Origin of the sequence: Blastococcus sp. TF02-09, from assembly GCF_003319105.1 — a bacterium.
In the GTDB taxonomy this organism is placed as follows: Bacteria; Actinomycetota; Actinomycetes; order Mycobacteriales; family Geodermatophilaceae; genus Blastococcus.
On sequence record NZ_QOHH01000005.1, the window covers coordinates 118,500 to 141,639 of the forward strand.

The window sequence follows — 23,140 nt, forward strand, 5'->3', positions numbered from 1 at the left end:
CGCCCGGCTGTTCTTCGCCGTCGACCCACCCGAGGCGGCGCGCACCCACCTCGAGCAGGCGATCGGGCCGCTGCGGAACCTGCCCGGCGCACCGCGCTGGACCGATCCGGGGCGCTGGCACCTCACGCTGCTGTTCCTCGGTGCGGTGCAGCACCCGCTTCTCCCCGAGCTCGTCGCCCGGGCCGCGTCCGCGGTGACCGTCGCGCCACCGATGCGGCTGCGCCTGGCCGGCGGGGGCCGGTTCGGGTCCGCCCGACGGCCGTCGGTGGCCTGGGCCGGGCTCGACGGCGACGTCCGCCCGCTCACCGACCTCGCCGCCCGGCTCGCCGCCGGAGCCCGGACGCTGGGGCTGCCCGTGGAGGAGCGGCCGTTCCGGCCGCACCTGACCCTCGGCCGATGGCGGACGGGTCACCCGGCGGACGGCACCTTGACCGACCGGCTGGCCTCCTACCGCGGCCCGTTCTGGCCGGTCACCGAGGTGCGGCTGTGGCAGAGCTTCCTCGGCCCGGCGCCCCGCTACGAGACGGTGGGGGCGTGGGGCGTCGGCTGAGCGGCCCGCTCAGACCACGCCCGGCACCGGAGCCGTCGCCTCGGGCTGGATGACCTCGTCGGGCTCGAGCTTCTGCGCACCGCCGATGCCCTCCTCCTCCTCGGCGTCCGGCTCCTCCACGTCCGGCTCCTCCACGTCCGGCTCCTCGGCCTCCGGCTCCTCCACGTCGGGCTCGGGGACCTCCTCCGCCGGCTTCTCGAAGGCGCGCGGATCGATGGCGCCTGCCCACTGCAGGAAGTGGCCCATGGCGTAGCCGTCGCCGGGATGGAAGGAGGGGTTGGTGGTGAAGTAGGAGTCGCGGTCGCAGGCCATCAGCCCGAGGATCACCTCGGCGACGATCGTGCCCCCGACCGGGCCCAGCCGGTTCCCGCCCAGCAGCTCGGACTCCTTGAGGATGTAGTACCAGAGCGGCGCCTTCTTCAGCCGCTGCCAGTCCTTGCCGGTGAGGCCCAGCTCCTGGTTGGTCAGCGGCCGGAGGCCCATGGCGGCCGCGACGTCCTGGCCCGACGGCAAGCCCAGCCGCTTCCCGCGGAGCAGGTTGCGCTCGGCCAGCGAGACGATGGCACCGGCGGTCGGCGCGACCACGGTGGACGGCAGGGAGGACAGCGGGAGCGACAGCTGGGTGTCGATCTTCCGGGACATGTTGCGGTCGTCGGGGGTGCTCATGCCGGGGATGTCGAAGAAGTAGTTCCAGTCGACCCACAGGTCGTGCGGGATCGGCCGGCTGCCCCGCAGGTCCTCGTAGCCGTCACGGCCGAAGATGGGCACGGTGTGACCGTCCTGCATCTCGTACTCGGCGCGGATCATGCTGTGCCCGAAGCGGAACGCGGCGCCCGAGTACTCGACCGGCATGTACGGCCGCTGCTTGTTCCGGGGCGTGTAGAACCGGCAGGCGACCGTGATCGGCCCGGCCCCGCGGCGGCGGAGCAGGCCGTCGACCACGCTCCGGCCGACCATCCGGGGCAGGTAGTCGTTCACGATCAGCCACTGGTAGTGCCAGCGGACCTGCTGCTGGGCCTGCTCGAACGTCGCGCCGTCGTCGCGCAGCTTGTTGTGCAGCCGGAGGAAGGCCACGTGCAGCTGGGCCACGATGAGGTTCTCGTCGTTGCGCGGATCGCCGAGGTAGGCCGCACCCACCTCGTCACGCGGCAGGTCGACGAGGCCGTCGTGCTCGTGGACGAGCAGGTAGCCGGGCCGGTCGCGGTCGTAGAGCTCCGGGCTCCCCGCCGGTCCCTTGCCGTAGACGCTGCCGAGGTCGAACCGGGGCGTGTCGAAGTTCGTCATGGCCCGCGGGTCCTGCTGCTGCTGCGAGAGCGGCGTCTTGTCCAGGGTCATGTCGTGGTCGATGAACTGACCCAGGTAGATGTAACCGGCCGGGATGCCGGGGTTGTCGAACTCCACGTCGGAGTCCTTGACGTCGCTGAGCGGCGCCTTGCCGTCGTTCATCTGCGCAGCCAGCGCGAGCAGCAGCGCGTCCGGCGGGTTGAACGCCGGCAGGCGCTTGAACATGACCCCGAACCGGGCCTCCTTGTCCCGGCCCGCCCGCACCGCGATGTCGCTGCCCCGCGGGTTGCCGACGGCGTGGGCGCCGCGGGTGGCCCGGGCGGGCCGGCGCGGCGCGGCGGGCGCGGCCGGAGGGCGGCGGGCCGGCGCCGCCTGTGCCGTGCCACCGAGCCCGGCGACCACCGGCATCGCGAGGAGTCCGGCGAGGCCGGCGATCATCGACCGCCGGGACAGCGTGCCGGCGGCGGCCGCAGGTGGTTCGGCGGCCCGGGCTCCGCTGAAGGGGCAGACCGCTCCGGACGTCGTGTCGAACTCGCGCATGATCCCCCGCCCTCGCGCGCGAGCGGCCCCGTCGGCTGCCCGGCGGGGACGAGCGTCGGTCGAGGGCGGGGGTCCCGGACACACGTATCCGGAGGGGGTCAGGCCCCCCAGAACTGGGGGTCAGAGGACGGCGTGTTGCGCTACGTGTCCGGCCGACAGCGGTGCGATGTCGAAACTGCGGAGGTCGTCACCATGCGTACTCCATCGGTGCCGCCTTGTAACCCGGGAAGATCGCGTCGAGGCGGGCCAGCTGGTCGTCGGTCAGCGTCACGTCGAGCGCGCGGAGACCGCCCTCGAGCTGTTCCATCGTGCGCGGCCCGACGATCGGCGCGGTGACGGCCGGCTGGTGCAGCAGCCAGGCGACACCGACGTCCGCGGGCGCGGCCCCGAGCTCGCGGCAGAAGGCCTCGTACTGCTCCAGCGCCGGCCGGTGCTCCTCGATGCGCGCCTGGGTCCGTTCCTCGTTGCGACGTCCGCCCTCGGTCTTCTCCAGCACGCCGGCGAGCAGGCCGCCGGCCAGCGGGCTCCACGGGATGATGCCGATGCCGTAGTGCTGGGCGGCCGGGAGCACCTCGAGCTCGACGTGCCGGGTGAGCAGGTTGTAGTGCGACTGCTCGCTCACCAGACCCACGAAGTGGCGCCGCGCCGCGGCCTCGTTGGCGGCGGCGAGCTGCCAGGCGGCGTGGTTGGACGAGCCGACGTAGAGCACCTTGCCCTGGGCGACGAGCGTCTCGCAGGCCTGCCAGATCTCCTCCCACGGCGTGCGCAGGTCGACGTGGTGGAACTGGTAGAGGTCGATCCAGTCGGTCTGCATCCGGCGCAGCGAGGCCTCGCACGCCCGCACGATGTTGCGCGCCGAGAGGAAGGTGTCGTTCGGCCAGTCCGACATGCCGCCGTAGACCTTGGTGGCGAGCACGACCTTGTCCCGCCGCTCACCGCCCTGCGCGAACCAGGTGCCGAGCACCTCCTCGGTGCGGCCCTTGCCGGCGTCGAAGCCGTAGACGTTCGCGGTGTCGAAGAAGTTGATCCCCTCGGCCAGGGCGCGGTCCATGATCTCGTGGCTGTCGGCCTCCTCGGTCTTCCAGCCGAAGTTCATCGTGCCGAGGCACAGGCGGGAGACCGTGAGGCCGCTGCGGCCGAGGTGCGTGTAGTCCATGTCGATCACCCTGGCACTCTGTGATGCGTGCCGCAGACCGACGACGTCCAGCCGACCTACGACTTCGACACCGCCACCGCGGTGCGGCGGGGCGAGGGGGGTGGGCTGTTGGCCGACCTGGATCAGACCTGGCAGGTGGGCGGCGGCATCCTCAACGGCGGCTACCTGCTGTCGGTCGCGGCGCGCGCCGCGGTGTCGGAGAGCCCGCACCCGCACCCGGTCGCGGTGGCCGCGAGCTACGTCCGGCCGACGCCGGCGGGGGAGGCCGCGATCGAGGTCACGCCCGGCGCCGCCGGGCGCACGCTGGCGCACTCCGTCGTCACGCTGTCCAGCTCCGGCGCCGGCCCCTCGATCGTCGTCCAGGCCACCACGGCGACCCTCGGCGACGAGACCCCGGACTACGACGCCTCGCGGATGCCCGACATGCCGCCGCCGGACGAGTGCGTCGACCTCTCCGCCCGGCTCAACCCCGACCCGGCCAAGCGGCCGGGGCTGAGCCGGCACGTCGACAGCCGGCTGGACCCGGCGACCGCCGGCTGGACGGTGGGGGAGCCGTCCGACGAGCCGGTGATGCGGGCGTGGATCCGGTTCGTCGACGGCCGCCCGGCCGACCCGCTGGCCCTGCTCACCTTCTCCGACGTGCTGCCGCCGCTGGGTTTCGCGATGGGACAGCGGGGCTGGGCGCCGACCGTGCAGCTGCAGGTGCTCGTGCGCGCGATGCCGGCGCCGGGCTGGTGCCTCGCCGAGGCGCGCGCCACCCAGATCGCCGGCGGCTGGATCGACGAGGACTGCACGATCTGGGACTCCGAGGGCCGGCTGGTCGTCCAGGCCCGCCAGCTCGCCCGGCTCTCGCGCGGCCGCTGACCCGGATCAGCCCGGCAGGTCGACGGCGCCGGTGAGGTAGCGCTGCACGGTCGGGCCGACGGTCGCGACCAGCCAGTCGGGTTCGGCCGAGGCGAGCGGCTCGATGCGCAGCACGTAGCGGCCGATGGCCAGTCCGATCAGCTGGGAGGCGACCAGCGCGCCGCGCACCTCCGCCTCCTCGGGCGGCAGGTCCAGCGAGCCGACGACGCGGCGCAGCACCTGGGTGACCAGGAACTCGCGCAGCAGCTTCGCCCCCCACTCGTTGCCCACCGCCGAGCGGACCAGCGCCAGCGCGGCGGGCTGCATCGGCCCGTCCCAGACCTGCAGCAGCAGGCGGACGACGCTCTCGCCGAGCCGGTCGCGCCCGCCGGCCAGCACCGTGGGCAGCAGCTCGGCCGGATCCGCCGGCGCCTCGACCGCCGCGAGGAACAGCTGGTCCTTGCTCCCGAAGTAGTGGTGCACCAGCGCGGGGTCCACCTCGGCCGCCGTGGCGATGCCGCGGATCGTCGCCCCGTCGAAGCCCCGCTCGGCGAACGCGGCCCGGGCCGCGGCGAGCACCGCCTCGCGGGCGCCGGAGTTGCCGGGGCGCCGTCCCGGCCGCCGGGTTCCGCCTGTGCCGGGCTGCTCGCTCAGCTGGTCCTCCTCCGCAGGGTGCCGGCCGCCAGGGCGAGCGCGAGGGCGGCCACCCCGGCCACGACGGCGGTGTCGGCCCACATCCTGCCGGTGGCCTCGGTCGAGCGTCCCACCTCCTGCAGGGCCTCGACCGCGTAGGTCAGCGGGAGGACGTCGCTGACCGCCTGCAGCCAGCCGGCCATCTGCTCGCGAGGCACGAGCAGACCGCACAGGAAGAACTGCGGCAGCACGATCACCGGCATGAACTGCACGGCCTGGAACTCGCTGCTGGCGAAGGCGCTGGCCAGCAGCCCGAGGGCGACACCGAGGACGGCGTTGACGACGGCGATGAGCACCACGAGCGCCAGGGAGCCGGCCACCTCCAGGTCGTAGACGGTGGTGGCCACGGCGACGGTGACCACCGCCTGCACGGTGGCCGCGAGGCCGAACGCGGTGCCGTACCCGAACAGCAGGGCCGGCCGCGACAGCGGAGTGGTGAGCAGCCGCTCGAGGGTGCCCGAGGTGCGCTCCCGCAGCATCGCGATGCTGGTCACCAGGAACATGACCACGAACGGGAAGATCCCGAGCATCGTCAGCCCGACCCGGTCGAAGGTGCTGGTCTGCCCCGGTGCGGTGGGGAGGTCCTTCCACAGCAGGTACAGCAGCCCCAGCAGCAGGCTCGGGACCAGCAGCATCATGGCGATCGTGCGGGGGTCGTGGCGCAGCTGGCGCAGGACCCGGCCCGCGGTGGCCGCGGTCATGCCGCTGCCGCTTCCGAGGCGCGCACGAGGGTGAGGAACGCCTGCTCGAGGTCATCGCTCCGGCCGTCGGCGCGCAGCCGGGCGGGGGTGGTGTCGGCCAGCAGGGCGCCGTCGCGGAGCAGGAGCAGCCGGTCGCAGCGGGCCGCCTCGTCCATGACGTGGCTGGACACGAGCAGGGTGGTGCCCGCCGCCGCCAGCCCCGCGAAGCGCTCCCACAGCTCCACGCGCAGCACCGGGTCGAGCCCGACGGTCGGCTCGTCCAGCACGAGCAGCTCCGGTTCGCCGACGAGGGCGCAGGCGAGCGAGGCCCGGCCGCGCTGCCCGCCGGAGAGGTTCCCGACCAGCTGGGAGGCCGCCTCGTGGAGCCCGACGTCGGCGAGGGCCGCGTCGGCCTCCCGTGCGCCGCGGCCGTAGAGGGCGGCGAAGTAGCGGGCGTTCTCCCGGACGGTCAGGTCGGCGTAGACGCTGGGGGCCTGGGTGACGTACCCGACGCGGGTCCGCAGGCCGGGCGAACCGGCCGGCTCGCCCAGCACGGTGACCTGCCCGGAGCGCACCCGTTGCACCCCGACCACGGCGCGCATCAGCGTGCTCTTCCCGCTCCCGCTCGGTCCGAGCAGGCCGGTCACCTGGCCCGGCGGAACGGCGAACGACAGGTCCTGCAGCACGCGGCGACGGCCGCGCTCGACCACGAGGTCCCGGACGACGACGGCGTCCATGACGCCTCCCTCGATGTCAACGGCTGATGAACTCAACGCTAGATGAGTTCGGCGCCGTCGGTCAAGCGGTGAGCGCGCGGCCCAGCGCGGTGCCCGAGGACCAGGCGCTCTCCACCTTCGCCGGCGCGTGCCAGCCGTCCCCGCACAGCCCGACGCCGTCGACCAGGGCGAACGGCTCGTCCCGCGGTGCGGCCGGCCGGGCGAAGGTCCAGCGCTGCACCTCGGTCCACACGGGCTCCTCGGCGATGCCCAGGGCGGCACGCACCGCCGCCACCACCGCCGGGACCGCGGCGGCGGGGGTCTCGAGGTTCCGGGTGGCCAGGCCGGCGGTCGTGTGGGCCACCAGCACCGGGGCGCCGTCGCCGCGCCGGTCGCCGTCGTCGGCGATCCACGCCACCGCCGGGTCGTCGTGCACGAAGGCCCCGTGCAGGTCGGCCGGCCAGCGTCGCTGCCTCCAGCCGAGCACCACCGCCAGCGCCGGCTCCCAGACCTCGCCGGCGACCAGGCCGCCCACGGGGCCCGCCGGGTCGAGCAGCCGCGCAGCCTGGGGCGCCGGCATGGCCAGCGCGACGGCCGGCACCGGCCGGCCGTCCACGGCGGGGCCGGCGGTCACCGTGCGCACGGGGGTGCCCGACCGGACGGTCAGGCCGGCGGCGAGATCGGCCGCCAGGCTGCGGATGCCTTCCGGGGTGCCGTAGCGCAGCGGCCCGGACGTCCGCTCCCGGAAGCCGTCCGGCCCCACGACCGAGAAGGTGTCGGTCCACGGGTGCGCCAGCCCGCGGTCGACCCAGCCGGCCACGACGTCGGCGAACGGGGAACCCTCGCCGGCCGTGAGGTAGGAGGCACCGAGGTCCACCGGGCGTCCGCGCACGGTGCGCGAGGACAGCCGCCCGCCCGGGGCGCGCCCGCGGTCCAGCACCTCGACGTCATGGCCCCCCTCCGCCAGGACGCGGGCGCAGGCCAGACCGGCGATGCCGGCCCCCACGACGGTCAGGGGTCCGCGCTCGAGTGCCATGGCCCGATCCTGGGGGCTGCGGAGCGCCGGCGCCCGCCCGGCACAATCGCGCGGGTGCCCGTGACCATCACCGACCCCGCCGACCCCCGGGTGGCCGACTTCCGCGACCTCAAGGCCGGTGACCGCCCGGCCGGCGCCCCGGCCGGGACCGCACCGGTGATCGTCGAGGGGACCGCGGCCGTCGAGCGGCTGCTCCTCTCCCCGTACCGGGTGCGGGCGGTGTTCGGGGTGCCGGGGCGCGTCGAGAGCCTCGAGGTGCCGGAGAACGTGGGCGTCTACGTCGCCGACAAGTGGGTGCTGTCGGAGGTCATCGGCTTCCGGCTGACCCGGGGCGTCCTGGCCTCGGCCGACCGGCTGCCCCCGGCGGACCTCGACCAGCTGCTGGCCGGCCCGGACCCGGCGGCGCCGCGCCGGCTGGCCGTCCTCGAGGCGCTCAACGACCACGAGAACCTGGGCTCGATCGCCCGCTCGGCCGTGGCGCTGGGCATCGACGGGCTGCTGCTGGACCCGCGCTGCGCCGACCCGCTGTACCGCCGGTCGGTGCGGGTGTCGATGGGGCACGTGCTGTCGCTGCCGTTCGCCGTGCTGCCCGAGTGGCCCGCCAGCCTGGACCGGCTGCACGACGCGGGCTACCGGACGGTGGCGCTCACCCCCGCCGCCGACGCCGTCGACCTGGCCGACGTCGATCCGGGGGAGCACCGGCGGACCGCGGTCCTGCTGGGCGCCGAGGGCCCGGGGCTCACCCCCGAGGCGCAGCGGGCGGCCTCGGTGCGCGCCCGCATCCCGATGCGCTCGGGCGTGGACTCCCTGGGCGTGGCCGCCGCCGCGGCCATCGCCTTCGCCACCCTGCGCTGACCCTGCTTCTCCGCGGAAAAGCAGACCGCTTTTCCGCGGAAAAGCAGGCCGCTTTTCCGCGGAGAAGCAGATCAGTAGCGGAGGGAGAAGCGGGCGAGGATCTCGCGGGCCTGCTCGGCGTGGGCCGGCTGGCACATGACGTCGTAGCGGGCAGCGATGATCGCGCTGGTGCTGGTGAAGTCCCGCCGTCCCCGGGTGGCCGCGTAGCCCATCCAGCCGAAGAGCGCGCCGAAGACCAGCCCGATGAGCAGGCCGGTCAGCACCGAGCCGATCCAGTCGCTGCCGTCGACGGCGAAGATGCCGAGCAGCAGGCCGACGAACAGACCCCACCACGCGCCACCCGCGGCGCCGGCGGCGATCGCGCGGCCGGTGGTGAGCCGGCCGAGGACCTTCTCGACCTGGCGCAGGTCCGAGCCGATGATCGTGACGTTCTCGACGGGGAACTTCTCGTCCGAGAGGTGGTCGACGGCGGCCTGCGCCCGCTCGTAGCTGTCGTAGGAGCCGACCTGGACGCCGCCCAGCGGCATGGACACCGAAGCACTCATGCCTGCTGAACTACCCAGCCCGGGCGGGTGTTCCACTCAGACCAGGCTGTCGGCCCACGCCTGGTGCAGCGCGGCGAAGCGGCCGGTGCCGCCCACGAGGTCGGCGGGGGAGCCGTCCTCGACGATCCGGCCGCCCTCCATCACCAGCACCCGGTCGGCGATCTCCACGGTGGACAGCCGGTGGGCGATGATCAGCGCGGTCCGGTCGGCGAGCAGGGTGCGCAGGGCGTGCTGCACCGACCGCTCGCTGGGGACGTCGAGCGAGCTGGTCGCCTCGTCGAGGATCAGCACCGCCGGGTCGGCGAGGAAGGCGCGCGCGAAGCTGACCAGCTGGCGCTGCCCGGCCGACAGCCGCCCGCCCCGCTTGTCCACCTCGGTGTCGTAGCCCTGGGGCAGGGCGGTGATGAACCCGTGCGCCCCGATGGCCCGGGCCGCGCGCTCGATCTCGGCGCGGTCGGCTCCCGGGCGACCGAAGGCGATGTTGTCGGCGACGGTGCCCGAGAACAGGAAGCTCTCCTGGGTCACCATCACGACCGCCCGCCGCAGGTCGGCGTCGGCCAGCCGGTGCAGGGGGACGCCGTCCAGCCGGATCTCGCCCGCGACCGGGTCGTAGAATCGGGCCGCCAGGCGGGCCAGCGTCGACTTGCCCGCGCCGGTGGTGCCCACCAGCGCCACCGTCTGCCCCGGCGGCAGGGTGAGCGCCAGACCGGGCAACACCGTGGCCTCGCCGTAGCCGAAGCGGACGTCGTCGAACACCAGCTCGCCCGACGCGGCCGGCAGCGGCACCGGGTCGACCGGCTCGGGCACGCTCGGGGTCTCCTCCAGCACCCCGGACAGCTTCTCGAGCGCCGCGGTCGCCGACTGGTAGCTGTTGTAGAACATCGCGATGTCCTGCAGGGGGTCGAAGAACCGCCGCAGGTAGAGCAAAAAGGACACCAGCGTGCCGACGGCCATCGCGCCGTCCATGACCCGCAGCGCGCCGTAGCCGAGGACGGCCACGGTGACCAGGTTGCCGATCAGCACCACGGCCGGGACGAACACGGCGATCAGCCAGAACGCCCGGTGGTGGGCCTGCCGGTTGTCCTCGTTGAGGACGGCGTACAGCTCGTCGTTGCGCGGCTCGCGGCGGAACGCCTGAACCGCCCGGATGCCGCCGAACGTCTCGGTGAACTGGACGATCAGCGCGGCGATCGTCTCCCGGGTGCGCCGGTAGGCCGCCGTGGAGTTGCGCTGGAACCAGCGCGCCACCCAGAACAGCGCCGGGAAGCCGAGCAGCGCGGTGAGGCCCAGCGGCGGGTCGAGCACCACCAGCACGATGCCGATGCCGAGCACGCTGAACAGCGCCGTGACCAGCCCGTCCAGGCCCTCGTCCAGGAGCTCGGCGAGCGCCTCGACGTCGCTGGTCAGCCGGCTGATGGTGCGGCCCGAGGTGTACCGCTCGTGGAAGGACAGCGGCAGCACCTGGACGTGGGTGAACACCCGGCGGCGCAGGGTCAGCAGCACCGCCTGGCCGACCCGGCCGGAGACGGTGAGGAAGACGAAGCGCAGCAGGGTGTCCAGCGCCGCCGCCAGGACCATCGCCGCGGTGATCCAGACCAGCGGCCAGAAGTCCCCCTCCACGAGCGCCGGCACCGCGACGTCGATGCCCACGCCGATGAGCAGCGGGCCGGCCAGCCAGGCGGCGTTCTGGGCGACGACGGTCGCCAGCAGCCACCACAGCGACCGCCGGTGCGGGCGCAGCAGCTCGCCGAGCAGCCGGCGCGAGCGCGCGCGGAGGAAGATCCCGGCGTCCGGGGGGAGGTCGTCGGAGTCCTCGGTCGCGACCCCGCGCCAGTCCTGGGCGCTCACCGGAGCACCTCCGCCAGGTCGCTCTCCTGGGCCAGCAGGTCGCGGTAGGCCGGGTGCGCGGCCAGCAGCTCCGAGTGCGTGCCGACGGCGGCGATCCGGCCGCCGGCCAGCAGCGCCACCCGGTCGGCCAGCAGCACGGTGGAGGGCCGGTGGGCCACCACCAGCGCCGTCGTCCCGGACAGCACCTCGCGCAGCGCCAGCTCCACGAGTGCCTCGGTGTGCACGTCGAGGGCCGACAGCGGGTCGTCGAGAACCAGCACCGACGGCCGGCCCAGCACCGCGCGGGCCAGCGCCAGCCGTTGCCGCTGGCCACCGGAGAGGGACAGGCCCTGCTCCCCGATGCGGGTGTCCAGGCCCCACGGCAGGTCGTGGACGAACTCCGCCTGGGCCACGCGCAGCGCCTCGGCGATGTCGGCGTCGGTGGCGTCGGCACGCCCGAGCGTCAGGTTCTCCCGGACGCTCATGGAGAACAGCGTCGCCTCCTCGAAGGCGGTGGCGACGACGCCGCGCAGCTGGGCCAGCGGCAGGTCGCGCACGTCGACGCCGTCCACGGTGACCCGGCCCTCGGTCACGTCCTGCAACCGCCCGACCAGCGAGGTGAGCGTGGTCTTGCCCGAGCCGGTCGCCCCGACGAGCGCGACGGTCTCGCCCGGCTCGACGATCAGGTCGACCCCGGTGAGCACCGGACCGGCCGGGCCGGGGTGCCGGAAGCCGACGCCCTCGAAGGCGAGCCGGGCCGGCGTCCCCACCGGCTGCGGCACGACACCGGGCCGGTCGGTGACGGTCAGCGGCTCGTCGAGCAGCTCGCCGATGCGGTCGCAGGCGCTCGCGGTCTCCTGCGCGAAGGCGAACAGCCAGCCCAGCGACAGGATCGGCCACAGCAGCACGGTGAACAGCGCGACGAAGGCGATCATCCCGCCCACGGTGAGGGCGCCGGTGCTCACCGCGGTCGCGCCACCGACCAGGATCAGCGCCAGCGTCAGCTGCGGGTGCAGCTCGAACAGGCACCACAGCAGAGCCAGCGTGCGCACCTTGTCCAGCTCGAGCCGGCGCAGCCGCCGGGCCTTGCCGTCGAAGCGGTCGAACACCAGGCCGCGCCGCCCGAGCGACTTGACCACCCGGATGCCCTGCACGGCCTCCTCGACGTCGGTGGCCAGCTCGCCCTGCTCGTCCTGCACCTGGCGGGACTGCACGTTGTACCGCCGCTCCCACCGCTGGCCGAGCACGGTCAGCGGGACGGTGGTGAGCAGCACGGCGAGGCCGAGCGGCCAGTACGTGACCAGCAGCAGGACCGCGACGACGACGCAGGTGATCAGGTTGACCGCGAGGAACACCGCCGCGAACCCCACGAAGCGGCGCACCGTGGACATGTCGCTGGACGCGCGGGAGAGCAGCTGGCCCGACGGCCAGCGGTCGTGGAACGCCACCGGCAGGCGCTGCAGCCGCTGGTAGAGGGCGCCGCGCAGATCGCGCTCGATGGCCAGGCAGCTCTGGGTCATGGCCCAGCGGCGGAGGAAGAACAGCGCGGCCTCCGCGACGCCGAACAGCAGGGCCAGCCCCAGCAGCGGCACGAGGCCGGCGCGGTCGCCCTCGGCGATCGGCCCGTCGACGACGGCGGCGGTGACCAGCGGGACCGCGAGCTGGGCGAGCGTGGCCAGGAGTGCGGCGGCGAAGGTCAGCGCGATCAGCGCGCGGTAGGGCCGCGCGTAGGGCCACAGCCGGCGCAGGGCGGAGAGCCGGCCCCGGCCGTCGGGAGGGGTGGCGGCGTCCATGGGGAATCGAGGCTAGGCCGCACCTCCGACAGGAGCGACCGACTTTCGGCGGGGCTGGCAGCATCACGCGCATGGGTGCCGAACCGGTCGACAGCCGGCCCGTGGCGGTGTTCGACCTGGACGGGACGCTGGTCTCCGGCGACGCCTTCGGGCTCCTCCTGCGGCAGCTGCTCACCCGGTCGCGCCTCCGGCTCGCCGCCGCCCTGCTCTCGGCGCCGGCGTGGGTGCCGGCCTTGCTGGTGCCGGTCACCCGCGTCGCCGCGGAGCGCCACCTGGTCTGGCTGGCGTTCGCCGGCCGGGACGAGGACGCCGTCGCGGCCGAGCTGCGGCGGTTCGCCGGTGAGCACGCCGGTCCCGGGGGCGGGCGGGCCGCGGTGGTGGGCCTGGAGCGGCTGCGGGAGCACCGCGAGCGGGGCGACCGCGTGGTCGTGGCGACCGGGTGCGCGGCGCCGCTGGCCGAGGAGGTGTGCGCCGTCCTGGGCCTCACCGACGTGGAGGTGGCCGGGACCCGGCTGGTCCGGCGCACCTGGGGCCGGCCGCAGCGGGTCGTGCCGGTGCGGGGGGAGGGGAAGGTGCGGGCGCTGGAGGCGGCGGGGGTCCGGTTCCCCGTCGCGCACGCCTACTCCGACAGCGCCTCGGACCTGCCGCTGCTGCGGCGGGCGGAGGTGCCGCACGTCGTCGACCCGTCCCCCCGCGACCTGGACCGCCTGCGGCAGGAGCTCGGCGCGGACGTCGACGTGCTGCGGTGGGCCGCCCGGGGCGGCTGAGCGGCCGGGCGGTCAGCGGTTGCGGCGGACCCCGAAGACGATGTCCTCCCACGCCGGGATGCGGGCGCGGGGGTCGTCGGAGTCGAGGTCCTCGCCGGGGCGGCCGAGGACGACGGTGTCGTGGTCGGCGATCTCGTCGAGGAACGTGTCCATCGCGCGGGCGTCGTCTGGCGAGCCGCTGGGCGGATGGACGTCGCGCACCGGGAGCTCCTCGGGCGCGGCGGCGGCCGGCTCGGCGGCGGGGGCCGGTCGGGGCTCCTCGCGCAGGACGGACACCGGCCGGGCCGGCTGGACGGGTGCGGGCGGCGGCCCGGCCGGGACGTCGGGGACGACGCGGACCAGGCGGGTGCCCTCGGCGAAGTCCGTCGTCACGGCGTCCAGCGGGGTGACGGTGCGCGAGGGCAGGTCGAAGGTCCAGCGTGCGGTGCCGGACTTGTCACCGGCTCGCCACTCACCGCTGACCACCCAGGTGCCGGTGTCGCTGCGGAAGGCGTCCCAGGTGACGGCGTCGATGTCGGTGTCGATCAGCCGCAGGCGCTCGGTCATGAACTGCTGCAACGTGGTGCCCGGCGTGCTGTCGGTGAGCCGCACCCGCGCCTCGCGGGCCTGCTCGGCCACCCGCTCGCGCTCCTGGAGCACGGGGTGGGCGAAGCGCATGATCCGCTCCACGCGCGTCCCGGACGCCGCGGCGACCTGCTCGGGCGTCTCGCCGGCCCGGATGCGGGACTGGATCACCCGCGGCGGGAGCTCGGTGCCGAGGTCGACGTCGATCTGGGTGAGCCGGCGGGAGTCCCCGCGGGCGGCGGCACGCAGCCGGTCGTCCACGGGCAGCGAGAAGCGCTCCTCGCCGTCCTCGGTGTCGGCGACCAGGACCAGGCTGGAGCCGTCGTCGGAGAGCCCCACGAGGCGCAGCGTGCGCACGGGCCACCTCCTGCCAGGCGTCAGCGATCGGGGTCTCCGGAGAGAGACCGGGCCCGAGGCTATCGGCGCGCGCCCGGGGCGGGCCGCAGGCGGTGCGGCACGGCGCGTCCCGGCTGCGCGGGTGCGGGGCAGGAATGCGATCGGCCCTGACGCGGAGGACACGTCCCGGAAACGTGCGCTCGGCACAGTGGTCCCGCGCGCTGTGACGGAAGTGGCCGCTGGGGAGGTGCGGCGACGGCGCGTCGTCGGTTCGTCGCCGGGGGAGCCGGAGCGGCCCGGCGGCGTGGAATCCTGCCGATCGCGTTCCGCCCGGGACGCACCCGTACGAGCCGAGGAGGTGCGATGGCCGGCCCCGTGACCGACCTGGCGCCCGCCGCGCCCGCGAGGCTCCCCGCCGTCGTCGCGTCCGTCGCCGGCGCCGCCGGCGCCTGGTGCCCCACCGTGTCGCCGGACGGCCGGCAGGTCGCCTACGTGACCGACCGGTCGGGCATCCCGCGCCTGGAGCTGGTCTCCCTCGACGGTGGCGACCCGCCCCGGGTGCTGTCGCTCCCGGCCCAGGAGGTCGTCTCCGTCGCCTGGTCCCCGGACGGCGCCTGGCTGGCCTACCTGGTGAGCCCCGGGGGCTCCATCTGCGCCGAGCTGCACGTCGTGCGGCCCGACGGCAGCGACGCACGCCGCGTCGCCGGGGCCGACCCGCGCGCGACGGTGTTCGCCGGTCTCTGGACCGGCCCCGGCTCCTACCTCTGCTCGATCGCCCCGGGCACCGGTCCCGACGCCGACGTCGTCCTGGTCGACGTGGCCACCGGCACCTCCCGGACGCTGGCCCGCGGCGGCTTCCTGTCCGTCTCGGCGCTGTCGGCCGACGGGCGGACGCTGCTGGCCCGCCGCGGCCCGCGCGGGTTCCGGCACGTCGTCGCCGTCGACGTGGCGGCGGGTACGCAGCGTCCCGTCCTCCGGCCGGACGCACCGGGCGGGATCGCTTCCGAGGACGGCCGCTTCGCCGCGGACGGACGCGCGGTCTACCTGCGTGCCTCGCTGCCGGGCCCGCTGCTCGCCGACCGCGCCGGCCTGGTCGAGGTGCCGCTGGGCCCCGACGGCCCGGTGGGGGAGGGGCGGACGGTGCTGTACCGCGCCGACGCCGACCTCGACGGGTACGCGCTGCGTCCCGACGGCACCGTGCTCGCCGTCTGGAACGCCGGCGGGGAGACCGAGCTGGCCCTGCACTCCCTGGCCGACGGCGCGCTGGTGCGCCGGGCGCCCCTGCCGGACGCCGTCCTGCCGGGCTGGTCGCTGACCCCGGACGGCCGCACGATGATCGCCGAGCTGACCGGGCCGACGACGCCGCGCGCGCTGTGGCGGGTGGACCTCGAGGGCCCCGCGCGGCCGGCGCGGCTGCCCGGCTCCGCGCGCCGTCCTCCCGCCGGGCGGATGGTGGCGCCGGAGCGGTACGAGTACCGGGCACCGGACGGCATGCCGCTGTCGGGCTGGCTGTACACCCCGCGGGACGCGCACGCCCCGAACCGGACCGTGGTCAGCTTCCACGGCGGACCGGAGGGCCAGGAACGGCCGTCGTACAGCCCGCTCACCCAGACCCTGGTGGCCGCGGGGCTCACGGTTTTCGCCCCGAACGTGCGCGGCTCGGGCGGGTTCGGCCGCGCGTTCATGACCTCCGACGACGGCGCCGCCCGCGAGGGCTCCTTCGAGGACGTGCGGACGACGGTGGACGAGCTGGTCACCGCCGGCATCGCCGCACCCGGCCGGATCGGGGCGCACGGCTGGTCCTACGGCGGCTACCTGACCCTCGTCGCGCTGACCCGGTGGCCCGAGCTGTTCGCCGCCGGTGCCACCCTGGCCGGTATGAGCGACCTGCGGACCTTCTTCGCCGGCACCGAACCGTGGATGGCGGCGGCCTCCGTCACCGAGTACGGCGACCCCGTCGCCGACCGGGACATGCTGGCGGCGATCTCACCGATGTCGGCCCTGGACCGCGTCACCGCGCCCCTGCTGCTCGCCCACGGCGACCGGGACACCAACGTGCCCGTCGCCGAGTCGGTGCAGGCGCACCAGGAGCTGGTCGCGCGGGGTGCGCCCTGCGAGCTGCTCCTGCTGCCCGGCGAGGGGCACACCGTGGTGGGCCGCGACCACCTCGTCGAGCTCAGCGGCCGGGTGACCGCCTGGTTCGACCGCTGGCTGTGAGCGGCGGACTGCTCGCCGGTTACCCCGCTCCCACCCCCGACGAGGCGGTGACCCCCGACGGCCGGCTGAGCCCCGACTACGCCGTCCTCGAGCCGGCGCTCGCGGAGCTGGGTACCGCGGGTCTCGGCGCGGCGGCCCGGTCCCTCACCGAGCTGCGCGGGGCCCGGGGCGTGGCCCTGGGCAGCTGGACCGACGGCCGCCACGAGCGGCACCCGGTCCCGCTCGACCCGCTGCCCCGGTTGCTGCCTGCGGCGCAGTGGCGGCTCCTGGCGGCCGGCGTGGAGCAGCGCCACCGGGCCCTGCTCGCGTTCCTCGCGGACGCCTACCGCGCGGCGGGCCGCCGGCGCGGCGACGTCGACCGCGCACCCGAGATCGTCCGCGCGGGAGCGCTGCCGGAGTGGGCGGTGGTGCACAACCCGGCCCGCGACCCCGGGGCGATCAGCCAGGCCTGGCCCGGTCAGCCCCGCGCGGGGCTGGCGGCCGCCGACCTGGTCCGCACCGCCGACGGCGGATGGGCCGTCACCGCCGATCAGCTGCGCGCACCGACAGGTCTCGGCTTCGCCCTCGAGGACCGGCTGGCCCTGCGCGCCGCCCTGCCCGGGCTGTTCGCCGGCAGCGCCCCGGCCGACCCCGGGGCCGCCCTGGCCCTGCTGCGCCGGGCGCTGGACGAGGCCGCACCACCCGCCTGCACCGGCCCGCCGGAGGTCGCCGTGCTCAGCGCGGCGGAGACCGACGCCTCCTCCTACGAGCACGCCGTGCTCGCCGAGGCCCTCGGGGTGCCGCTGGTGCGGGCCGCCGACCTCTGGCCGCGGGCCGACGGCGGCCTGGAGATCGTGGTGGACGGCCGGCGCCGCCCCGTCGACGTCCTGTACCGGCGGTTCGACGACGGCGGCCTCGGCGCCTACCGGACGTCGCTGGGTCAGGCGCTGGACGTGCAGCTCACCGAGGCGGTGCGGGCCGGACGGCTGGGCCTGGTGAACGTGCCGGGCAACGGGGTCGCCGACGACGCCGCAACCTTCGCCTGGGTGCCGGCGATGATCGGCTTCTACCTCGGCGAGCAGCCGCTCCTGGCCTCGCCGCGCACCTGGGTGCTGGCCGACCCGGCCGCGCTGGCCGAGGTCCGCGGGCGGCTGGAGCAGCTGGTCGTCGAGGAGGTCGCCGGCTACGGCGGGCAGGGGGCGGTGGACGGCCGCACCTGCGGAGCCGCGGCGCTCGAGCGGCTGGCCGCAGCGGTCGACGCCGCGCCGCACCGATTCGTGGCCCGGGAGCCGGTCGAGGAGACCACCCTGCCCGCTCTCGTGGGCGGCGCGCTGCACCCCCGGACGGCGCGGCTGCGGGTGTTCTCCGTGGCGATCGGCGGTGGCACCCGCGCGCTGCCCGCCCCGTGGACGCAGGTGGACCTCGGCGGGCCCGTCCCCGGCGGCAAGGACACCTGGCTGCTGCCCTGAGCTGCCCCGCGCTCAGACCGGCGAGCTGCTGATGACCACCGTCGTCCCGGTGGGGCTGGGGACGGCGCTGACGTCGGCGAACGCGCTCATCAGCGTCGACCCCCGGCCCCGGTCCATGCTGGGCACGCGCTCGCGCCACTGCCCGTAGTCGCGGACGACGATCTCCAGCCGGTCCCCGCGCCTGCCGACGGTGACGTCGACGAACGGCTCGCTGGGGTCCTGGGCGTGCTCGATCGCGTTGGTCACGGCCTCACCGGCGGCGAGCAGCAGGTCGTAGGCCCGGTCCTCGTCGATGCCCATCTCCGCCAGCACGCCGCGCAGCCCCCGCCGGAGCACCGGGACCGCCGCGGGCTCCGAGGGCAGCCGCCACCGGCCCAGCTCCTCCGCCGGCTCGGGGTCGGCGGGCGTCCGGGGCGCCGGGGTCGCCACCGCGGGGGCCGCCGACGGCATCACCGGTGCGGCCGGCACCGGGGCGGCCCCGTCGGCCCTGGGCAGCGTGGGGAGCGGGATGGGGCCGGTGCGCCCGGTGGCGCGCTCCAGCACCACCCGGACCCGGGCGATGAGCTCGTCGGCGCGGAAGGGCTTGGCGAGGTAGTCGTCCGCACCGGCCTCCAGGCCCTCGACCGACGCTTCCTGGCCCGCCCGGGCGGTCAGCATGATCACCGGGATGTGCCGGGTGGCCGGGTCCGACCGCAGTGCGCGCAGCAGCTCGAAGCCGTCGACCCGCGGCATCATCACGTCGGTGACGACGACGTCGGGCTGCCGCTCGGCCACCGCCTGGAGCGCTTCCTCGCCGTTGGCCGTGGTGCGCACCGCCCAGTGCCCGCCCAGCAGCCGGGCCAGGTAGCTGCGCATGTCGGCGTTGTCGTCCACGACGAGGACGTGCGCGCCCAGGGACGTGCCCGGCGCCGGCTCCCCGGGCCGGCTCGTGTCGTCCTCCCAGCTGGCCGCCTCGCCCCGGGCGGCCTCCGACGGCCGTGCCGCGGCACCGTCCCCGTCCGCGCCGAGGTCTGGGGCGCCGTAGGGCAGCGCCACGGTGAACGTGCTGCCGACGCCGGGTTCGCTGACCACGGAGACGTCCCCACCGTGCAGCGCGGCCAGCTCCTGGACCAGCGCCAGCCCGATGCCGGTGCCCTCCCGGGTGCGGGCGGTGGCCCCGGTGACCCGGTGGAAGCGCTCGAACAGGTGCGGCAGCTCGTCGGCCACGATGCCGACGCCGGTGTCGCGGACGGTGAGCCGGAGACCCACCTCGTCGGAGTCCAGGGCCACCTCGATGCCGCCGACGAAGGTGTACTTCACCGCGTTGGCCAGCAGGTTGACGACGATCTTCTCCCACATGCGCGGGTCGACGTAGGCGGGCTGCGCCACCGGCGGGCAGTCCACGGTCAGCCGCAGGCCGGCCCGCTCGGCGGCGGCGCGAAAGATGCCCGCGAGCTCGGCGGTGAAGGTCGCGACGTCGGTCCGCACGCGCACCGGGTGCACCCGCCCCGCCTCGATGCTGGCGAAGTCGAGCAGGTCGTTGACCAGGCGCTGGAGGCGCCGGCCGTTGCGCAGCGCCAGCTCCAGCTCCTCGCGGGCCCGGTCGGGCACGGGCTCGGCGGTGTTCGCCAGGACGTCGCCGATCGGGCCGAGCAACAGCGTCAGCGGCGTCCGCAGCTCGTGGCTCACGTCGGAGAAGAACGTCGTCTTCGCCCGGTCCAGCTCGGCGAGCGACTCGGCCCGCAGGCGTTCGGCCGCGAAGGCGCGGATGTTCACCACGACGCCGGCGAACTGCGCCGCGACCAGCTCGTAGAAGGAGCGGTACTCGGCGTCCCGGGCCAGGTTGGGGCTGTGCCCGGCGAACAGCAGGCCCAGCGGCTCGCCGTCCCGGGAGGCGGTGAGGGGCAGGACCACGCCGTCGGTGACCCGGTCCCCGAAGGGGCCGCCGGTGACCCCGAGCTGCGCCACGAGCCCGTCCAGGTCGGCCGCGCCCCCGACCACCTCCGGGAGACGGGCCGGGTCGCACCCGGTCGCCGCCACCCGGCGGAACCCGGGCTCACCGGGCGCGGAGAGGTAGACCGCGGCGAAGGGCAGGTCCAGGGCGTCGGCCTCCAGGGTCGAGCACATCGCCGCCACGGTCGCCTGCTCGTCGCCGAGCTGGCCGCCGACCAGGGAGAGGTCGTGCAGGAGTCGCTGCCGGCGCTCGCCGAGGATCTGACCGGTCACCTCGGTGCACACGCCGTGCATGCCCGCGACCCGGCCCTCGTCGTCGAACGCGGGGGCGTGGGAGACGGTGAAGTAGGTCTCCTCGACGAAGCCGTAGCGCTCCAGCCGCAGGAGCAGGCCGGGCAGCCAGGAGGCCTCGAGGGTCTCCATGGCGTGCGCGATGGGGGGCCCGAGCGCGTCCCAGCCCTCGGCCAGGGTGTCGCGGATGTCCTCGCCGATCGCCGGGTGCTTCGCGCCGATGAAGGGCGCGTAGGCGTCGTTGTAGAACTGCGTGAAGTCCGGTCCCCAGGTGAGGATCATCGGGAACTTCGAGACGAGCACCGTGCGCACCGCGTGGCGCAGGCCGGCCGGCCAGGAGTCCACCGAACCCACGGGGCTGGCGGCCCAGTCGAAGGCCGCCATGAGCCGGCCCGCCTCACCGCCCGCGGCGAACAGGTCACCACCGGGTCCCGACCGGGAATCGGGGACCACACTCACCTCCAGCCGCGGACGGCGTCGCTCGTCCGGTTCGGTCATCGACGGGTTCCCGGCCGACGCCCCCGCGGCGGTCCGGATCGCCCCGGAACGGTACCGGCAGGTCCGGAAGGGGCGCCCGAGGGGACTACAGGCGCTCGACCACGTGATCGATGCAGGCGGTGAGGGCCGACATGTCGTCGGGGTCCACCGCCGGGAACATGCCCACGCGCAGCTGGTTGCGGCCCCACTTGCGGTAGGGCTCCACGTCGACCACGCCGTTGGCGCGCAGTGTCGCCGCCACCGCCGCGGCGTCCACCGAGTCGGCGAAGTCGACGGTGCCGACGACGTAGGAGCGCTCGGCGGGGTCGGTCACCCACGGCGTCGCGTACGGCGACTTCTCCGCCCACGAGTACAGCCGGTCGGAGGAGTCGCGCGTGCGGGCCACCGCGCCGGAGAGGCCGCCCAGCGACAGCAGCCACCGGATCTGGTCGTCCAGCAGGAAGAGGGTGGCGATCGCGGGGGTGTTGTAGGTCTGCTCCTTGGTGGAGTTGTCGATCGCGATCGACAGGTCCAGGAAGCCGGGGATCCAGCGGCCGGAGGCCTTGATCTGCGCGACCCGCTCCAGCGCGTCGGCCGACATGAGGGCCACCCACAACCCGCCGTCGGCGGCGAAGGACTTCTGCGGGGCGAAGTAGTAGACGTCGGTCTGCGACACGTCGACGGGGAGGCCGCCGGCGCCCGAGGTGGCGTCGACGAGCACCAGGGCGTCGTCGGTGCCGGCGGGCCGCTCCACCGGCGCCATGACGCCGGTGGAGGTCTCGTTGTGCGCCCAGCCGTAGGCGTCGACGCCGGGCTGCGCGGTGGGGATGGCCAGCGTGCCGGGGTCGGCCCGGACGATCACCGGGTCACCGAGGAACGGCGCCTCCTGCGCGGCGGAGGCGAACTTCGCGGAGAACTCACCGAACGTGCCGAAGGCTGCGCGGTCGCGGATCAGGCCGAACAGGGCGGCGTCCCAGAACGCCGTCGTCCCGCCGTTGCCGAGCACCACCTCGTAGCCGTCGGGCACGTCGAACAGCGTCCGCAGCCCCTCGCGGACCTTCTTCACCAGGTTCTTCACCGGTGCCTGGCGGTGCGAGGTGCCCATGAGCGCGGCGCCGTCGGTGGCCAGGGCGCGGAGGGCCTCCGGGCGGACCTTGGAGGGTCCGCAGCCGAACCGCCCGTCCGAGGGCAGGAGCTCGGCGGGGATGGTGATGCTCATCCGGGACGGACCTTCCGTGGGTGGGTGCGGAGCGGCCCCCCACCGCGAGCGTGCGTGCGGTGGGGGGCCGTGGAGTCCTGCCTCAGGCGGGCGAGACCTGGGTGGTGGTCGTGGTCTGGATGGTGTCCCAGCCCTCGACCTCGTCGGGCTTGCGCGGGTCGGGCCCGACGTAGCGGGCCGACGGGCGCACGAGGCGGCCGGTCCGCTTCTGCTCGAGGATGTGCGCGCACCAGCCGGCGGTGCGGGCGCAGGTGAACATCGAGGTGAACATGTGGCTGGGCACCTCGGCGAAGTCGAGGACGATCGCCGCCCAGAACTCCACGTTGGTCTCGACCGGCCGGTCGGGACGCCGCTCGCGCAGCTCCTTGAGGGCGGCCTTCTCCAGCGCCAGGGCGGCCTCGAAGCGGGGCGCGCCCAGTTCCTCGGAGGCGCGGCGGAGCACGCGGGCGCGGGGGTCCTCGGCGCGGTAGACCCGGTGCCCGAAGCCCATGAGGCGCTCCTTGCGGTCGAGCAGGTCCTTCACGTACTTCTCGGCGTCGCCGGTGCTCTCCACCGCGTCCAGCATGTGCAGCACGCGGGAGGGCGCACCGCCGTGCAGCGGGCCGGACATGGCGCCGATCGCGCCGGAGAGCGAGGCGGCGACGTCGGCGCCGGTGGAGGCGATGACGCGGGCGGTGAACGTCGAGGCGTTCATGCCGTGCTCGGCCGCCGAGGTCCAGTAGGCGTCGACGGCGGCGACGTGGCGGGGGTCGGGCTCGCCGCGCCAGCGGATCATGAACCGCTCGACGATGGTCTTGGCCTCGTCGACCCGCTTCTGCGGGACGGCGGGCGTGCCGATGCCGCGGGCGGACTGCGCGACGTAGGACAGCGCCATGACGGCGGCCCGGGCGAGCTCCTCGCGGGCCTCCTCGTCGGAGATGTCCAGCAGCGGGCGGTAGCCCCAGATCGGGGTGAGCATGGCCAGCGCGGCCTGCACGTCCACCCGCACGTCACCGGTGTGCACCGGGATGGGGAACGGCTCCGCCGGGGGCAGGCCGGGGCCGAACTTGCCGTCCACCAGCAGCGCCCACACGTTGCCGAAGGTCACCTTGCCGACGAGGTCCTCGATGTCGACGCCGCGATAGCGGAGCGCGCCGCCGTCCTTGTCCGGTTCAGCGATCTCCGTCTCGAAGGCGATGACGCCTTCCAGGCCGGGTACGAAGTCGTCGGCCATCTCGCATGCTCCTCTGCGCGCGGGACCCTGACCCGCGGGTCGCGCGGGGCACGGGATTGCCTGCCGACACTAGGCCGTCAGGACACGCCTGGCGCAAGTGGGGGTGACGGCCTGAGCTGGGGTGAGCCGGCCGGCGGTCCCGGTGTCAGCATGGTCCG

At 75.2% G+C, this 23,140-nt stretch carries 19 protein-coding genes; 6 read left to right on the forward strand and 13 right to left on the reverse strand.

Annotated elements, in window-relative coordinates; genetic code table 11:
• Positions 1 to 7: 7 nt before the first annotated feature.
• Complete coding sequence (thpR, locus tag DQ239_RS09455) at positions 8 to 550, forward strand: RNA 2',3'-cyclic phosphodiesterase (RefSeq protein WP_255411213.1); 543 nt, start codon at positions 8 to 10, stop codon at positions 548 to 550.
• A 9-nt stretch (positions 551 to 559) separates the two neighbouring features.
• Here thpR and DQ239_RS09460 read toward each other — a convergent pair whose 3' ends face one another.
• Together DQ239_RS09460 and DQ239_RS09465 are read right to left on the reverse strand one after the other, a co-directional pair.
• The gene (locus DQ239_RS09460) at positions 560 to 2,374 is read right to left on the reverse strand and encodes a heme peroxidase family protein (protein ID WP_113834162.1); all 1,815 of its coding nucleotides are present in this window, start codon (positions 2,372 to 2,374) and stop codon (positions 560 to 562) included.
• A 187-nt stretch (positions 2,375 to 2,561) separates the two neighbouring features.
• Positions 2,562 to 3,530, reverse strand: a complete 969-nt coding sequence (locus tag DQ239_RS09465; RefSeq protein WP_113834319.1) for an aldo/keto reductase — start codon at positions 3,528 to 3,530, stop codon at positions 2,562 to 2,564.
• 27 nt (positions 3,531 to 3,557) lie between these two features.
• On the opposite strand from DQ239_RS09465, the gene DQ239_RS09470 reads away from it, so the two are divergent.
• Positions 3,558 to 4,394: a thioesterase family protein gene (locus tag DQ239_RS09470; RefSeq protein ID WP_113834163.1), complete on the forward strand. Its 837-nt coding sequence runs from the start codon at positions 3,558 to 3,560 to the stop codon at positions 4,392 to 4,394.
• Between the two features lie 6 nt (positions 4,395 to 4,400).
• Here the strand turns inward: DQ239_RS09470 and DQ239_RS09475 are convergent, their stop codons facing one another.
• From DQ239_RS09475 to DQ239_RS09490, 4 genes are all read right to left on the reverse strand, one after another.
• Positions 4,401 to 4,952, reverse strand: coding sequence for a TetR family transcriptional regulator (locus tag DQ239_RS09475; RefSeq protein WP_113834164.1), 552 nt, complete (start codon positions 4,950 to 4,952; stop codon positions 4,401 to 4,403).
• Positions 4,953 to 5,023: 71 nt separating this feature from the next.
• Entirely contained in the window at positions 5,024 to 5,767 is a 744-nt protein-coding gene (locus tag DQ239_RS09480) for an ABC transporter permease (RefSeq protein ID WP_113834165.1), read from the reverse strand.
• Positions 5,764 to 6,483 carry an ABC transporter ATP-binding protein gene (locus tag DQ239_RS09485; protein WP_113834166.1) on the reverse strand — a complete coding sequence of 240 codons (720 nt, stop codon included), beginning with the start codon at positions 6,481 to 6,483 and terminating at the stop codon, positions 5,764 to 5,766. The genes DQ239_RS09480 and DQ239_RS09485 overlap by 4 nt, the downstream gene beginning before the upstream one ends.
• Positions 6,484 to 6,544: 61 nt before the next feature.
• Positions 6,545 to 7,498, reverse strand: a complete 954-nt coding sequence (locus DQ239_RS09490) for an FAD-dependent oxidoreductase (RefSeq protein ID WP_113834167.1) — start codon at positions 7,496 to 7,498, stop codon at positions 6,545 to 6,547.
• A gap of 54 nt (positions 7,499 to 7,552) precedes the next feature.
• Between DQ239_RS09490 and DQ239_RS09495 the strand changes: the two genes are divergently transcribed.
• Positions 7,553 to 8,353 (forward strand): RNA methyltransferase, encoded by an 801-nt coding sequence (locus DQ239_RS09495; RefSeq protein WP_233489002.1) that lies wholly within the window; start codon positions 7,553 to 7,555, stop codon positions 8,351 to 8,353.
• Positions 8,354 to 8,424: 71 nt separating this feature from the next.
• Here DQ239_RS09495 and DQ239_RS09500 read toward each other — a convergent pair whose 3' ends face one another.
• From DQ239_RS09500 to DQ239_RS09510, 3 genes are read right to left on the reverse strand one after another with little or no spacing between them, the layout of a single operon-like run.
• Positions 8,425 to 8,898 carry a general stress protein gene (locus tag DQ239_RS09500; protein WP_113834169.1) on the reverse strand — a complete coding sequence of 158 codons (474 nt, stop codon included), beginning with the start codon at positions 8,896 to 8,898 and terminating at the stop codon, positions 8,425 to 8,427.
• Positions 8,899 to 8,934: 36 nt separating this feature from the next.
• Positions 8,935 to 10,746: an ABC transporter ATP-binding protein gene (locus tag DQ239_RS09505; RefSeq protein ID WP_113834170.1), complete on the reverse strand. Its 1,812-nt coding sequence runs from the start codon at positions 10,744 to 10,746 to the stop codon at positions 8,935 to 8,937.
• Entirely contained in the window at positions 10,743 to 12,518 is a 1,776-nt protein-coding gene (locus tag DQ239_RS09510) for an ABC transporter ATP-binding protein (RefSeq protein ID WP_113834171.1), read from the reverse strand. The genes DQ239_RS09505 and DQ239_RS09510 overlap by 4 nt, the downstream gene beginning before the upstream one ends.
• Positions 12,519 to 12,589: 71 nt before the next feature.
• On the opposite strand from DQ239_RS09510, the gene DQ239_RS09515 reads away from it, so the two are divergent.
• Positions 12,590 to 13,285: an HAD family hydrolase gene (locus DQ239_RS09515; protein WP_113834172.1), complete on the forward strand. Its 696-nt coding sequence runs from the start codon at positions 12,590 to 12,592 to the stop codon at positions 13,283 to 13,285.
• Positions 13,286 to 13,297: 12 nt separating this feature from the next.
• Here DQ239_RS09515 and sepH read toward each other — a convergent pair whose 3' ends face one another.
• Complete coding sequence (gene sepH / locus DQ239_RS09520) at positions 13,298 to 14,206, reverse strand: septation protein SepH (protein ID WP_113834173.1); 909 nt, start codon at positions 14,204 to 14,206, stop codon at positions 13,298 to 13,300.
• Between the two features lie 342 nt (positions 14,207 to 14,548).
• Between sepH and DQ239_RS09525 the strand changes: the two genes are divergently transcribed.
• Together DQ239_RS09525 and DQ239_RS09530 are read left to right on the forward strand one after the other, a co-directional pair.
• Complete coding sequence (locus DQ239_RS09525; protein ID WP_113834174.1) at positions 14,549 to 16,402, forward strand: S9 family peptidase; 1,854 nt, start codon at positions 14,549 to 14,551, stop codon at positions 16,400 to 16,402.
• Positions 16,399 to 17,850, forward strand: a complete 1,452-nt coding sequence (locus tag DQ239_RS09530; protein WP_113834175.1) for a circularly permuted type 2 ATP-grasp protein — start codon at positions 16,399 to 16,401, stop codon at positions 17,848 to 17,850. The genes DQ239_RS09525 and DQ239_RS09530 overlap by 4 nt, the downstream gene beginning before the upstream one ends.
• 12 nt (positions 17,851 to 17,862) lie before the next feature.
• Here the strand turns inward: DQ239_RS09530 and DQ239_RS09535 are convergent, their stop codons facing one another.
• The 3 genes from DQ239_RS09535 to DQ239_RS09545 form a co-directional block, all read right to left on the reverse strand.
• Positions 17,863 to 20,571 (reverse strand): ATP-binding protein, encoded by a 2,709-nt coding sequence (locus DQ239_RS09535; RefSeq protein ID WP_113834176.1) that lies wholly within the window; start codon positions 20,569 to 20,571, stop codon positions 17,863 to 17,865.
• Positions 20,572 to 20,656: 85 nt separating this feature from the next.
• Positions 20,657 to 21,769, reverse strand: a complete 1,113-nt coding sequence (gene serC / locus DQ239_RS09540; RefSeq protein ID WP_113834177.1) for a phosphoserine transaminase — start codon at positions 21,767 to 21,769, stop codon at positions 20,657 to 20,659.
• 82 nt (positions 21,770 to 21,851) lie between these two features.
• Positions 21,852 to 22,982: a citrate synthase 2 gene (locus DQ239_RS09545; protein ID WP_113834178.1), complete on the reverse strand. Its 1,131-nt coding sequence runs from the start codon at positions 22,980 to 22,982 to the stop codon at positions 21,852 to 21,854.
• Between the last annotated feature and the right edge of the window lie 158 nt (positions 22,983 to 23,140).

What these genes read in the sequence shown, in the direction of transcription:
- DQ239_RS09515 (WP_113834172.1), top strand. Translation starts at nt 12,590, where the DNA reads ATGGGTGCCGAACCGGTCGACAGCCGGCCCGTGGCGGTGTTCGACCTG.
- DQ239_RS09480 (WP_113834165.1), bottom strand. Translation starts at nt 5,767, where the DNA reads ATGACCGCGGCCACCGCGGGCCGGGTCCTGCGCCAGCTGCGCCACGAC.
- DQ239_RS09460 (WP_113834162.1), bottom strand. Translation starts at nt 2,374, where the DNA reads ATGCGCGAGTTCGACACGACGTCCGGAGCGGTCTGCCCCTTCAGCGGA.
- DQ239_RS09465 (WP_113834319.1), bottom strand. Translation starts at nt 3,530, where the DNA reads ATGGACTACACGCACCTCGGCCGCAGCGGCCTCACGGTCTCCCGCCTG.
- DQ239_RS09500 (WP_113834169.1), bottom strand. Translation starts at nt 8,898, where the DNA reads ATGAGTGCTTCGGTGTCCATGCCGCTGGGCGGCGTCCAGGTCGGCTCC.
- DQ239_RS09490 (WP_113834167.1), bottom strand. Translation starts at nt 7,498, where the DNA reads ATGGCACTCGAGCGCGGACCCCTGACCGTCGTGGGGGCCGGCATCGCC.
- serC (WP_113834177.1), bottom strand. Translation starts at nt 21,769, where the DNA reads ATGAGCATCACCATCCCCGCCGAGCTCCTGCCCTCGGACGGGCGGTTC.
- DQ239_RS09485 (WP_113834166.1), bottom strand. Translation starts at nt 6,483, where the DNA reads ATGGACGCCGTCGTCGTCCGGGACCTCGTGGTCGAGCGCGGCCGTCGC.
- DQ239_RS09525 (WP_113834174.1), top strand. Translation starts at nt 14,549, where the DNA reads ATGGCCGGCCCCGTGACCGACCTGGCGCCCGCCGCGCCCGCGAGGCTC.
- DQ239_RS09535 (WP_113834176.1), bottom strand. Translation starts at nt 20,571, where the DNA reads ATGACCGAACCGGACGAGCGACGCCGTCCGCGGCTGGAGGTGAGTGTG.
- DQ239_RS09510 (WP_113834171.1), bottom strand. Translation starts at nt 12,518, where the DNA reads ATGGACGCCGCCACCCCTCCCGACGGCCGGGGCCGGCTCTCCGCCCTG.
- DQ239_RS09545 (WP_113834178.1), bottom strand. Translation starts at nt 22,982, where the DNA reads ATGGCCGACGACTTCGTACCCGGCCTGGAAGGCGTCATCGCCTTCGAG.